This is a genomic window from Paenibacillus sp. FSL W8-0194 (assembly GCF_037969745.1).
Taxonomy (GTDB): domain Bacteria; phylum Bacillota; class Bacilli; order Paenibacillales; family Paenibacillaceae; genus Paenibacillus_AQ; species Paenibacillus_AQ cookii.
The window spans coordinates 905,369-917,962 of record NZ_CP150205.1 but is presented as its reverse complement, the minus strand read 5'-3'; the positions used below and the strand labels follow the sequence as shown (position 1 = coordinate 917,962).

Annotated in this window: 10 protein-coding genes and 3 pseudogenes; 4 read left to right on the top strand and 9 right to left on the bottom strand. The window is 51.9% G+C overall.

Annotated elements, in window-relative coordinates:
* The first annotated feature begins 83 nt into the window (after positions 1-83).
* Positions 84-557: a hypothetical protein gene (locus tag MKY58_RS03930; RefSeq protein ID WP_339323549.1), complete on the top strand. Its 474-nt coding sequence runs from the start codon at positions 84-86 to the stop codon at positions 555-557.
* 83 nt (positions 558-640) lie between these two features.
* Here MKY58_RS03930 and uvrA read toward each other — a convergent pair.
* Positions 641-1,054, bottom strand: a pseudogene (uvrA, locus tag MKY58_RS03925) (ABC-ATPase UvrA); the annotation flags it as partial.
* A gap of 227 nt (positions 1,055-1,281) precedes the next feature.
* On the opposite strand from uvrA, the gene MKY58_RS03920 reads away from it, so the two are divergent.
* Complete coding sequence (locus tag MKY58_RS03920) at positions 1,282-1,659, top strand: hypothetical protein (RefSeq protein WP_339323548.1); 378 nt, start codon at positions 1,282-1,284, stop codon at positions 1,657-1,659.
* 315 nt (positions 1,660-1,974) lie between these two features.
* Here MKY58_RS03920 and MKY58_RS03915 read toward each other — a convergent pair.
* The 4 genes and pseudogenes from MKY58_RS03915 to MKY58_RS03900 all read right to left on the bottom strand — a co-directional run.
* Positions 1,975-2,085: pseudogene (locus tag MKY58_RS03915) on the bottom strand (SAM-dependent methyltransferase); the annotation flags it as partial.
* A gap of 471 nt (positions 2,086-2,556) precedes the next feature.
* Entirely contained in the window at positions 2,557-3,099 is a 543-nt protein-coding gene (locus MKY58_RS03910; RefSeq protein WP_339323547.1) for an NAD(P)H-dependent oxidoreductase, read from the bottom strand.
* A gap of 69 nt (positions 3,100-3,168) precedes the next feature.
* Entirely contained in the window at positions 3,169-4,101 is a 933-nt protein-coding gene (locus tag MKY58_RS03905; protein ID WP_339323546.1) for an NADP-dependent oxidoreductase, read from the bottom strand.
* Positions 4,102-4,139: 38 nt separating this feature from the next.
* On the bottom strand, positions 4,140-5,534 hold the full coding sequence (locus MKY58_RS03900; protein WP_339323545.1) for an MFS transporter: 1,395 nt from the start codon (positions 5,532-5,534) through the stop codon (positions 4,140-4,142).
* Positions 5,535-5,717: 183 nt separating this feature from the next.
* On the opposite strand from MKY58_RS03900, the gene MKY58_RS03895 reads away from it, so the two are divergent.
* Positions 5,718-6,605: a LysR family transcriptional regulator gene (locus MKY58_RS03895; RefSeq protein WP_339323544.1), complete on the top strand. Its 888-nt coding sequence runs from the start codon at positions 5,718-5,720 to the stop codon at positions 6,603-6,605.
* 74 nt (positions 6,606-6,679) lie between these two features.
* Positions 6,680-7,906 (top strand): chromate efflux transporter, encoded by a 1,227-nt coding sequence (gene chrA / locus MKY58_RS03890; protein WP_339323543.1) that lies wholly within the window; start codon positions 6,680-6,682, stop codon positions 7,904-7,906.
* A gap of 142 nt (positions 7,907-8,048) precedes the next feature.
* On the opposite strand, the gene MKY58_RS03885 is transcribed toward chrA, so the two are convergent.
* From MKY58_RS03885 to spoVB, 4 genes and pseudogenes are all read right to left on the bottom strand, one after another.
* Positions 8,049-9,443 (bottom strand): MATE family efflux transporter, encoded by a 1,395-nt coding sequence (locus MKY58_RS03885; protein WP_339323542.1) that lies wholly within the window; start codon positions 9,441-9,443, stop codon positions 8,049-8,051.
* A gap of 122 nt (positions 9,444-9,565) precedes the next feature.
* Positions 9,566-10,474, bottom strand: a complete 909-nt coding sequence (locus tag MKY58_RS03880) for an HD domain-containing protein (RefSeq protein WP_339323541.1) — start codon at positions 10,472-10,474, stop codon at positions 9,566-9,568.
* Between the two features lie 271 nt (positions 10,475-10,745).
* Positions 10,746-10,841, bottom strand: a pseudogene (locus tag MKY58_RS03875) (VOC family protein); the annotation flags it as partial.
* A gap of 30 nt (positions 10,842-10,871) precedes the next feature.
* A complete protein-coding gene (gene spoVB, locus MKY58_RS03870; RefSeq protein ID WP_339323540.1) occupies positions 10,872-12,428 on the bottom strand; it encodes a stage V sporulation protein B in 1,557 nt (518 codons plus the stop codon).
* Positions 12,429-12,594 lie beyond the last annotated feature (166 nt).

Below are 12,594 nucleotides of genomic sequence, written 5' to 3'. Positions count from 1 at the left end.
AACCACCCTTTTAGAAAAATAATATAGATAAAGCAGCAACAGTCGGTATTTTTCCATCGTCTTTTAAATGGAGGTGTTTATCCATGAAGATCATTATTGTCGTTATCATTCTTTTGAGCTTGTTCGTCTCTCAGTCCTTTAATCCGGGGCAACTTCGGTCGACAATCACGGGGGTGGAATCCAAGAAAACGGATAAGGATTTTACGGCCCGTGTCACTGTTCCAAAGAAACTGAAAACAGGCAAGGAGTTTGCAATAAAAGCCGAGCTTCAAGTGAACACGGAACAAAAAATGACGATGATGAGCAGGGAGAACGTGTTCGTATTTTTGATTAAAGATAGAAACGGAAAGCAAATCAACTCTTTTGGGGTTCATGATAAAGGAAAGGTCCGGACGCTCTCCGGCAAGAAGACGATCTCAGAGGTATACCACTATAAGATAAAGGAACCGGGCGTCTACACGATTTCAGCAGTCGCGGAATTTAAAGTAAATCAAGGCGGCAGCATCAAGGACTATAAAATGGAAGCCGATCCCCAAACGGTTGAGGTAACGGAATGACAAAGATAGCCCCAAAGTTTTCTTTGGACTGCCTTATCATTTTCCGATGAACGGTATGGCGTAAAGGCTCCTGCCGGCTTCGATCATTTCCGGGCGCGCGAGAGATGGGCCGCCAAGTATGTTCCGGTGTGGGAGCCTTTGGTGGCGGCGACTTCTTCCGGCGTGCCCTGAGCGATCAAGCGTCCTCCCTCTTCGCCGCCCACCGGCTCGAAATCGGCCACCCAGTCCGATTCCGCAATAAGGTCGAGATTATGCTCGATCACGATCACCGTATTGCCGGCGTCTACCAAACGGTTGAGCAGGGAGCAAAGCTGGCGTACATCCCAGGGATGGAGCCCCGTCGTCGGCTAATCCAATAAATAGAGGGTATGTCCCTGATTTTTTTTACTTAGTTCCTTCGCCAGTTTAATGCGCTGGGCTTCTCCGCCCGACAAGGTGGATGTTGGCTGTCCCAGTTGCAGGTAGTCCAGGCCGACCTCGCAGAGCAGTTCCAGCCTTCCGGCAATTCCGGCTCCACGAAAATTGAAGCGTTCTCCCGGACCGTCCCTGGAATCTATTGATATTATGGATAAGTCACTTAAGGCCTCAGTATGTCCAGATGTTTCTAACGGAGTTGAATCCTGTGGAGCATGGGACAACTACTATAGACATAACATACTAAATGGAGATTTCACAGCTCAGGTTCTGGGACTTTCAAACGAGCCTCACATGTACACCAGTCTTCATGGAAATATTGGCAACGATTCAGGCAAAGCATCAAGACTTTCTACATTTTAAGTCTTATATAAACATATATGAAAGATACGTTGTTGATGGATTGGAATATAACAAGTTTATGGAAGCATTAAGCTGGGGAGGAACAATTGCATCATTTATTTTGTTTTATGCAACATATTCCGGCCCAGTTGGTTGGGTAGCCATGGTAATAAACTACTCGAATGCATTAACCATATTAATTGGAATTACTTCATCAGCATATGGCACTAAATCGAGGCTGGACATTACTAAAAATACAGCTCAGTATCAACAAAATGCTATTAATCAGATATACAATATGTTTGGTGATGCCAATTATGGTATTGAATATAAATCTGGCTTTTAGCAGAAAGGAGAAGGGTCATTAAACGTCGAATAGCCTATGCCATACCTGTTTTAATTTTTATCGGAACCGATATTGGATTACTCATATTCTTAGCTTCAAATTTTAAGGGATTATCCGAAATCGGAAGTATGGGTATTATCCTGATTGTTTGGTGTTTATTGACATTGGTAACTTTATATGCTGTTTACCAATATATTGCCTGGATAAGAGATAAAAAGATATAGCAGAAAATAGCCCTCTTAACAAAGACCGCTTAGATTCTATATATCTTAATTCCGGCTCTTTTGTCATTCAAGAGTGTATTGATTCAGAAAGCCCGAAATTGGGAACGGTTGGAGTATATTTAAGCAAGAAAATCAAGTCTTCGGACGTCTAATAATATTCGGTGGCATTATATTCAGACAACTGAATATCGGTAAAACCCGCTTCGCCTTATAAATAAAAGATCTCGATTTTAAAGTCATTAAGTGGGAAATGGCACCCATATTGATTTTGGCAAGCAGCAAAAAACGCTACTGACATACTGTTGTCAGTAGCGCTTTTATATCATCATTAAACCATTAAACGAGAAGTGGCTATATGGCTCCGCATCCAGCCTATACTATCTTTATGTGTGAAGTGAACGTTATGAATAGGTCCAATCAAAACCAAGAGCAGCGACGTTATTGGATTGGCGTCGTCTCCGGAGCTCATGTCAGATATGGAGAGGAAGGCGGTTTTGCGCAGCTTTCGTTCATGGCTGTTTCCCTCATTTCACCTGACCTGACTTTACCATCAGTATAAACCCCAATTATGACATAAGTTGACGTAAATGAGAGGTGAGGGATACAAAAAGATCCTTTGCCGCAAACGGCGTAGGCTCTCAAGGCAGCAAGACTCATTTTTGCAAAACAGCCTTCATCGCAAAGTTTTTAAAGCACCGCTCCAGGCAATCGTTTGATCCAGCATCGCGTTTACATTTTGAAGATGCAATTCGGCCGGTTTGAATGTTCTGAAGTTTTCGAAATCCGTATACAGCGATAAGGTCGGATGCACGCGAACGTCCGCAACCAGCAATTCGCCCAGGATTCCCCGCAAATGCTCGGCCGCGCGGGCTCCGCCCGTCGAACCGTAGCTGACGATCCCCGCCGCCTTATTGTTCCATTCGTCGCGTGCGGAATCCAGCGCATTTTTTAAGGCTCCCGTAATGCTGTGATTGTACTCTTGAACAATAAATACAAAACCATCCAAGCGGGAAAGCTTCTCCGACCACGCCGCCAATCCGGGTTCGTTGCCGGTACCCTCTCCATAAAACGGCAGTTTATAGTCTGCGATGTCTACGATTTCATAATTCGCGTCTCCCCGTTGATCCCCGATTTCTTTCACCCAATTTCCGACTTGCGGGCTTAAACGTCCTTGGCGCGTGCTTCCTAAAATGATGCCGATGTTCAACTTTTCCATGTTATATCCTCCTCTATTTTACGATCGCCAACTTTAAAAGCTGGTCGTTTTTCAGGTTAATTCGCGGAATTACTCCGCAATCCGGACGATGATCCGCCCTCTTCCGTGCCCGGTTTGGCAGAGCTCGTGGGCCTGCTGAAGGTCTTGAAGCGGAAATTCCTTTCCAATCGTCGCTTTCACTTTTCCTTCCGCCATCAACTGGGCAATCGCTTGAAACACTTCGTTGGGCGCAAGTTCATTGCTGAATCGCGCATGAATGCCCAGCTCCTCGGCTTTCTTTTCGGAAGGGACGTCGACAAGCGAGAGAAGCGTTCCTCCGCGTTTTAAAACGGACCATGAACGTTCAAGCGTTTCTCCCCCGACAGCGTCAAGCACCAAATCGACGTCTTGGACGACCTCTTCGAACGACGTCGTTTTGTAATCGATCACGGTATCCGCGCCAAGCGACTTCACATAATCTACATTGGCCGTCGAACACGTTCCGATCACCTCGGCGCCTTTCCATTTGGCAAATTGAACCGCAAACGAGCCGACGCCCCCTGCGGCGGCATGAACCAACACACGTTGTCCCGGTTCCAGGCCGCCATGGGCAAAAAGCGCCATCCAGGCCGTCGTGGCCCCGCCCGATATCGCAGCTGCTTCGGCAAAAGAAAGCTGCTCCGGTTTATGGGCGATGGTTTTCACGGTCGTTGTCACATACTCCGCGCATGCTCCGTGACTGGCCCGGCCGAAAACGGCCTGCCCTTTCTCGAATCCTTTTACGTTCGACTCTTCGACGACTCCGGCCACAGCCGATCCGGGAATAAAGGGAAACTGCAGCGGAACGTGTTTCTGCATCAACCCTTGGCGGTAAGCCCAGTCGACGGGCAATACGCCCACGGCGTGCACGCGAATCAATATCTCATCGGACGCCGGCGTAGGTACCGGGATCCTCTCCAGCGTTAAAACCTCGGGCCCTCCATATTGATGAACACGGACGGCTTGCATCATGGGTCTGGTCATCATGATTCTCCTTTACATGCATCGTTATATTTCAAAACTTAGCCTGCCTTGGCGCGTTTTTTCGGGTCCGGACGGAAGGAAGCTTGGACGCTTTTGGCACCGAACAGAACGAAATACAACGCAATCGCCAAAAGAGAAACGCAGGCAAGCATAAAAAAGGCATTGCTATACGCGGCGGCCTGCTCATAGACTTGCCAAGGATTCAACCGAACGGTCGCCAAAGCATCGAGCACCTTGCCGATCATAGCGGTGGAAGCCGCTCCCGCCATAAACGTCATCATCGTATAAAAACCCATTCCGATCCCGGCCTGTTCCTTCGACAAAGTGCGGGATACGTTATTGGACATCGCCACCTGAATGAAGGTCTGCCCTATGTTCGCCAAGGCCAAAACGATCCACAGCCACGCCGGAGACATCCCTGACAACGTCGATAAAACACAAAAGCTCATGAACAAAGGAATGGCCGCCGCATAAAAAAGAAACGAATTCCCCTTCCGGTCAGCCAGTTTGCCGGCCGCCCTCCCTAACAGCGCGGCAGCAACCGCCCCCGGGAACAGCACAAAGCCAATATACGCGGAAGAGACATGGTTTACGTTGGAAAGCAGCTGCGGCGCGATAAACGGCACTCCCGCACCCAAACCGGCGGCCAGCAAGGCAACGAGAACGGCTAGCGAATAATTTTTACTTCGAAACAACGACGGCTCGATAAAGGGTTCGGCAGCAAACCGGATGCGCAGAAGCAGTAAAACGAATGAAAGCAGGCCGACCGGCAGGAAAATGAGCGAACGGGTGAGCGACAAAAGCACGCAAGCGACCGTACCCGCAAGAAGAACGCCCCCGATCACATCGAGCTTGCTTGCCGTTTTGATCGGTTGATCGTTCAAATGTTTTCGGAAAAAAGGCAGCGTCAACCAGATCAGAAACGAAAAACAGAACAGCAAACGCCAATGCAGAATGCCTGCCACCAAACCGGCCGCAATGGGGCTCAACGCATTCCCAAGCGCTAACCCGCTGACCAACGTGCCTATTGCGCGGCCGCGCTTTTCGGAAGTAAAATACTTTACCGGGATCAGCATCGAGATGGAGGGAATCACGGCGGCTCCCGCCGCCTGCAGCATTCGCCCGGCAACCAGCATCCCATATTGCGTCGCTGCGAGCCCCGCAAGCGAACCTAAAGACATCAGAATCAATCCGAATGTCAACACATTCTTCAATCGATATCGATCCGCCAATTTGCCATACGTGACCGTTCCGATCGCATACACGATGCCGTATCCGGTCGTCATCCAGCTGACGTTCGAGGCGGAGAGGGAAAATTCCTCGCTAATCGAAGGAAGGGCCACATTAAAGATCGTTGCGTTCATCACGGATATGATCAGCGTAAAAAACATGATTCGAAGCAGTTTTTCCGCCGTTTTTTCCGTCTTCTTCAAAGAGGCCTCCACTTATACACCCCCTCCCTCATGAACATGTGATACATTTAAACACGGATCGATCTATCAAATTTGACGCCGCGTCTGCCTTTGTTTCCCATTGTATGATTGCTTTAAAATAAATGAAAATATATATTTATTTATATAATGATATACTCGGGTATATGGATAGGAGGGATACACGTGGAATTGCTGCAGCTGAAATATTTTCAAACGGTCGCCCGGCTGGAACATATGACCAAAGCTGCTGAAGAACTTCATATTGCTCAGCCGGCCCTCAGCAAAACAATTTCTCGTTTGGAACAGGATGTAGGCGTGCCTCTTTTCGACCGCCAGAACCGGCAAATTCGGCTGAACCAATTCGGCAAAATCTTTTTGGAGCACGTCGAGTCGGCCCTCTTATCGTTGGAAGAAGGGAAGCGCCAAGTGTTGGAGCAAGCCGGGCTGGAACGCGGGCGCCTGTTTTTGGCGACGACCAATCACAAATGCGATGCCGAAGTGATCGGTTCGTTTTTATCGATGTACCCCAACATTAACCTTCGCCTGACGCAAATCCCGACGGAAGAGGAGAAATTGGATCTCCTTCTAAACGGGGAAGCGGATTTTTGCATTACCTCTTTGCCCGTGGAACATGAGGAAGTCGACAGCATGCCGTTTCTGACGGAGGAAATCTTTTTGGCGGTACCTCCCGGCCATCGCTTCGCCGATCGGCAAAGCATCGACTTGATCGAAGCAGCGGCGGAGCCTTTCATCAGTTTGAAGGAAGGGAACAGCTTCCGGGAAGTAACGAACGGCTTTTGCAGGGAAGCGGGGTTTGAACCTGCGACGATATGCGCCGTGGATGAATTCGCGGTCATCAGCAACTTTGTGCAGAACGGGATGGGCGTTGGTTTTTTGACGGAAACCGCCAAAGAGAAAGACCCTTCTTTAACGCTGGTTCCGATCCGTCAACCCTATTGCCGGCGTTCTTTTCGGTTAATTTGGCTGAAAAAGCGCTATTTGTCGCAAGCGGCGCAAACTTTCCGCGACTTTCTTCTCCAGTATTACAGAGACTTTAACAAGCCTCAGTGACGCGTTGCAGACGAGGCGCTATCGATGTGGAACATGCATATTCCAAAAACACGAGGGCGAGGTCGAAAGTAAAAATGACGAAACAAACGGATGCAGCATCGCATGCCGAAACGGAAGCCACGAAACGTCCCGAAGGTTCGATCCTCGAAATCCTGGGAGCATCGACGAAGCTCGGATTGACGTCGTTTGGCGGGCCGATCGCCCATTTGGGCTATTTTCGCGACGAATACGTCAAACGCCGGAAATGGCTGGACGAAAAAAGTTATGCCGACCTGGTCGCCTTGTGCCAGTTTCTGCCGGGACCGGCCAGCAGCCAGGTCGGGATCGCCATCGGCATGATGCGCGGCGGACTGCTCGGCGGGATCGCGTCCTGGATCGGTTTTACGCTGCCCTCCGCTTTGGCGCTGATGCTCTTCGCTTATCTGCTTCACCATGCCGACGTCAGCGGCGCCGGTTGGCTGCACGGGCTGATGATCGCCGCCGTGGCCGTCGTCGCCCAAGCCGTCTGGGGCATGGCCCGAAGCCTGGCTCCCGATCGGAACCGGGGCACCATCGCCATGTTGACGGCGATCATCGTCTTGGTATGGCCTTCCGCTTATACGCAGTTGATCCTTATTGCTGCCGCGGGGCTTGTCGGCCGATGGTTTTTGACCGCCTCCAACGTTCCGGAAACGCCTCGTCTGGGCATAGTGATCCGCCGCCGTACGGCGGTTGCCGCCTGGGTCGTGTTTGTCGGCCTGCTGCTGGGATTGCCGCTGCTGCGAGCCGCCTCCTCCTCCCAAGGCTTGGCGCTGTTCGACTCCTTTTTCCGCGTCGGTTCGCTCGTTTTCGGCGGCGGTCACGTCGTGCTTCCGATGCTTCAGGCCGAGGTGGTTCCCGCTGGCTGGGTCACGGAAGCCCAGTTTCTTGCCGGATACGGGGCGGCTCAAGCGATCCCGGGTCCCTTGTTCACCTTCTCCGCTTATTTGGGAACCGTCATGAACGGCTGGGCCGGAGCGGGCATCGCCTTAATCGCGATGTTCCTGCCTTCTTTTCTGCTGGTTACCGGTGCGCTGCCGTTCTGGGATATGATTCGCAACCGTCCTCATTTCCAGTCGGTGTTCCAAGGGATCAACGCCGCCGTGGTCGGCATTTTGCTCGCCGCGCTGTACGATCCGGTGTGGACGAAAGCGATTCATACGCCTTACGACTTTGGCCTTGCGATCGCCGCATTCGGCTTGCTGATGTTATGGAAGCTTCCCCCATGGGCCGTCGTGTTGTTTTGCGCAGCCGGCGGGGCGATTATCTCTTCGTTCACGTAAGTCACGATCAAGATACCGACAATCCTCCGGGAACTTTGTCCCATCAAAAAACCCCCTTAGAATTCATCGGATCGCCTTAACCGTTCCAATGTTTATTCCAAGGGGGCCCTTTATTTCTGCCCGCTTTTCATTACGATCTATATCAAATCAGCTTCCTGCGGTACCACTTCTCACCCCTGAAGCGCCACCAGAAAATCACCCCGCGGACGCCCCACTCGGTGACCATCGCCACCCAGACGCCCATGATGCCGAATTTCAGCGGGATGGCGAGCACGTAACCCAAAATGACGCGCAGCACCCACATCGACAGCAGCGACGTGATCGAGGTGAAGTTCGAATCCCCGGCCGCGCGCAGCGCCGACGGCATGATGAAGCTGGCGGACCAGAAAATCGGCTGCGTAATGGCGATGAGAAGCGTGAGGTTAAAAATGTCCGGAACGATTTCGGCCGGCGGCGAAAACAGATTGACGATCCACGGGAACAACGGCAAAATGATCGCCGCGATCACGATAAAAAACACCGTCGACAGCCCGATAAAGGACTTGATGAATTTCCGGGCGTCCGGAATGTTGCCGTTCCCGATGCACTGGCCGACCACCGTCACGACCGCAATGCTCAGCGCGCTGCCCCCGATCTGGAACAGGAGCGAAATCGAACCGCCGATCGCGTTGACCGTAATCGCCAGCGTGCCAAGCTGCACGATAAACGTCTGCGTCAGCAGCTTGCCGCCGTTAAAAAACATCTGCTCTGCGGCAAACGGGATGCCGATGATCATGATCTTTTTCAGCAGCGAAAAATCGATCTTCAGCGCATCCTTGATCCGGTAGCGAAGCGTATGGTTCATGCGGATCAAATAAAACAGCGAAATGCCCGTGCCGAGCACCCTTGCCGTAATCAGCGAAATAATGAGTCCCATGATGCCCATATCGAGCACGGTAATGAACAAAATGTTCAGCAATAAATAGGACAGGTTCAAAATCAGGGACAACCCGAGGCACGCTTTCGTCTCCGCTACGCCTCGGAGCGCTCCGGTCACGGCTTGGAACACCGCGATAAACGGATACGAAAGGCAGCTTCCGATCAGATACAGCCTTGCATTTTGGAAGACGTCGGCTTCCGCCTGCCCGAACAGCAAATTCAGCAAAGGGGTGTGAAAAGCGATCACGAGCACGCACAGCAGGATCGAAATGAACGCCACCGCCGTAATGGCCTGCGCGGCCGTTTTCGATACCATGCTGTCGTTCCCGCTGCCCTTGTACTGCGCCACGATGACGGTCCCGCCCGTCGCGACGGCAATAAAGACGTTCACGAGGAAAATGTTCAGCGAATCCACCATGCTGACCGCGCTGACGGCCGCCACCCCGGAGGAGGCAACCATTGCCGTGTTCAACAAGCTCATTAAAATAATAAAAGCTTGATCCACAAATATCGGGATAATGATCGCGATAATTTGCCTGTAATCAAGCTTGCTTCCGGTAAAATACTTATTCAGGAATACATTCGTTTTCTGTTTGTAATATGGAGCCGGCGTACCCAAAATGTCATCTCTTCTTCCGTGTAGTTTAAAGCGTTCACCGTATTATAGCACGGTTTGGGCGGAATGGATGGGATGGATTCGTTTTTTTCGAAAAAATGCTCCGAAGCATCCCTCGCGGCGGTCTATAAAAGGCCCTTCTTCAAACTGCGGAGAAGATGATGGTACACTTCATGCGGGTACAGCCGGAACGCCTCCTCCATGGCCGCGCAGGCCGAAATGATGATATCCGTGCCTTCCGAATTGGGTTCGAAGTCGATGCCGCGCGAAGTGAAGTAGCGAAACATCTCAACTTTTTTCTCCGCGCATTCCCCATCCCCTTGCCTGCAGCGCTCGATCCGCTCGAAGACGGACCGTTTGCAGGCGAGCAGCCCCTTTTCCTCCAGTTCGCTTTCGATGCGGGCAATCCGCTCGGAAGAAGCAAACAAACACGCAAACACCGCATCGAAAAACTTCGGATTTCGGCGGCACCGGCTCTCCTCCTCCGAAACCTCGATTCCCAGGAAAAACGACTCGACCTCGTCCTGGAACGTATCCAGCAGCGGAAAACGCGAGGCGTACCCGAGGCTTTCCACCAAGTTCACGTAATACCATTTCTGCTTGTCGTAACCCCGTTTGAATTTGTTCCATACCTCGTCGCCGTAAGCTGCAAAATCCCTTCGGACGGAGCGCAAATTATGCAATTTGTCCGCGCAGGACAGCTGCCTGGTGGACAGGTCGGCGGTTTTCAAAAATTCCAGCGTATGTTCCTTGCGCGCTTCCCACGACAGGCTTTTGTCCGGTTCGGACGCGCCCTGCACCAGGCGCAGCACCTCCTCGCCGAATCGGCTGCGGATGTCTTCATCCGTGGTGTCGGTATCCTCGAGCGTATCGTGAAGCAGGCCGGCCATGACGACCTCCTCCTTGCATTTGGCTTCAAGCAGAATCATCGCCACGCCGAAAGGATGGCTGATATAAGGGATTTCGCTTCCTTTTCTGAACTGGTTCCGATGGGCGTAGGCCGCAAATTCGATGGCAGCGTCGATTCGATTCATGGGTTTTCACATCCTTTGCGAGTATTTTAACCATAGACCAAAGGTATGGCCGGCATTCGATGTTTACTCCGATCGATTACCGTTATTATGAACGAACCGTTTCGGGAAGTCGATCCCTATTTTGGACATAAGCTCGCTCATTGCTTTTTTGCCCTTTGCCGGGAAGTTTTAATACTATATTTCGCGTTATGCGGCATGGTTCTTTTCTGAAAAGAAAAAAGCCGCCGTGTCGGCGGCCGGGCATGGCATCCAATATATCCAAAAAGGTGTTTCAAATGCCTGTCTTCAATAGATCCAAAAAATGCGGATTGTACATGATCCCCAGAACGTTGCCGAACGGATCCGTGACCGAAGCCGTGATAAAACCTAACCTTGGCCCCGATGCGTGACCGGCTTTTCAGGAAACCGGCGTTATCGTCGGCGTCTTCGGTCCGCCCCGCAAAGCCCGGGTTAGCTGCAATGTTCCGAGATAGGCGAGGATCGAGACGAGCAGCGCCCCGATCAAGGCGATCGTCTGCCCCAAGTCCATGCGTTCGAGAAAACGGTGGGCCGCCAGGCTCGTTACCGTCATGACGATTCCGCCCGCTCCCGCTTTCAGCAACACGCGAAAATCGAAATAAAATCCGATCGTTTGGGCCACGGCAAAAAAATTCAGCACGGTGAGCAGCAGCGTGCCCAGCCCGAAGGCTACGGCCACCCCTTTGATTCCGATGTTGGAGCCCAGCACGAAAATGAGGCTCATTTCGAAAATGTTCGTCATCACATGGTTCCACATGACCGTGGACGCTTTGCCCAACCCGAGCAAAATGGCCTGCAGCGGCTTTTCGAAATAATGGAGAAAAAACAGCGGGGCCAACAGCTGCAGCAAAACGCCTGCTTCGGGGGCGTGATAGATCACCGTCGTTAACGGTTCGGCCCATAAATACAGGATCAGGGTGCAGGGCACGCCGACGAGAAGCGCGGTGCGCATGGCCATGTCCATTCTGCTGTGCACGAGCCGGCTGTTGTTGTCCACGCTCGCTTCGCTGATGGCCGGGATCAACGCGGTCGAAAGCGATTGGGTAAAAAAGCCGGGGAGAAACAGCAGCGGAATGGCATAACCGGCAAGCAGGCCGAACTGCTTGGTCGCCATCTCGACGCCGACCCCGAACAGCACCAGGCTTTTCGTAATGACCAGCGGCAGAAACGCGTGGTACAAGGAATGGATGAAGCCGCTGCCCGTCATCGGCAGGCCGATGCGCAGCAGGTCTCTTAGCGTGCGGTCCCCTTTGGGCGATCTTCGGGGGACAAGCGCAGGTTTTTCCTTGCCTTTTCCCCGGTGCGCCCATTTGAACACCGAAAACAGATAAAGCAGCCCGACGCCTTCGCCGACGACGGAAGCGGCCATCGCCCCCGCGGCGGCATACGCGATGCCGTAAGGAATCAGGACGTTCACGACGCCGATAATGACGATGATCTGCGCCAGGTTTTCGATGATGTCGGATAGGGCGAGCGGGTTCATGTTTTGCCTGCCGCGAAAATATCCCTTCAACACGGCGGACATGGCGATGATCGGAATGATCGGCGTAATCGCAACCATCGCGTAATACGCCCGCTGATCGGCCAAAACGATCGAAGCGATCCATTTGGAGCCGAAAAGGGCCGCCAAGGTCAATACGACGCTCAGCGTGCCCGTGACCGATAAAGATACGGCCAAAATCCGTTTGATCCGCGCTTCATCCCCCTTGGCCTCCGCCTCCGACACGAGCTTCGAAATCGCGACCGGAAGCCCGAGCTCCGTCATCGTAATAAACAACGGCAGCAGCGGATGGGCGATCATGAGCAGCCCGACCCCTTCCGCCCCCAAAAAACGCGCCAGCAAAATGCCGTTGACAAAACCGAGCCCTTTGGTAAAAAACGACGATACGGTCAACACAAACGTTCCGCGAATAAAACTTTGCTTTTTTAGTCCCATTGGTCGCATCCCCACCTACTGTTTGTCCTGTTCTATTTTTTAAGCTTATTCGGACAGGGGGCAATACATGCAGACAAGGTTGCGAAAACGGCTCATTCTTCCATAAAATTCCTAAAGTGCAAATCGCGCAGCGATCGAGGAAACTCGCCCATTTCAATGGATCGGT

What these genes read in the sequence shown, in the direction of transcription:
- MKY58_RS03880 (WP_339323541.1), bottom strand. Translation starts at nt 10,474, where the DNA reads ATGAATCGAATCGACGCTGCCATCGAATTTGCGGCCTACGCCCATCGG.
- chrA (WP_339323543.1), top strand. Translation starts at nt 6,680, where the DNA reads ATGACGAAACAAACGGATGCAGCATCGCATGCCGAAACGGAAGCCACG.
- MKY58_RS03910 (WP_339323547.1), bottom strand. Translation starts at nt 3,099, where the DNA reads ATGGAAAAGTTGAACATCGGCATCATTTTAGGAAGCACGCGCCAAGGA.
- MKY58_RS03905 (WP_339323546.1), bottom strand. Translation starts at nt 4,101, where the DNA reads ATGACCAGACCCATGATGCAAGCCGTCCGTGTTCATCAATATGGAGGG.
- MKY58_RS03930 (WP_339323549.1), top strand. Translation starts at nt 84, where the DNA reads ATGAAGATCATTATTGTCGTTATCATTCTTTTGAGCTTGTTCGTCTCT.
- spoVB (WP_339323540.1), bottom strand. Translation starts at nt 12,428, where the DNA reads ATGGGACTAAAAAAGCAAAGTTTTATTCGCGGAACGTTTGTGTTGACC.
- MKY58_RS03920 (WP_339323548.1), top strand. Translation starts at nt 1,282, where the DNA reads ATGGAAATATTGGCAACGATTCAGGCAAAGCATCAAGACTTTCTACAT.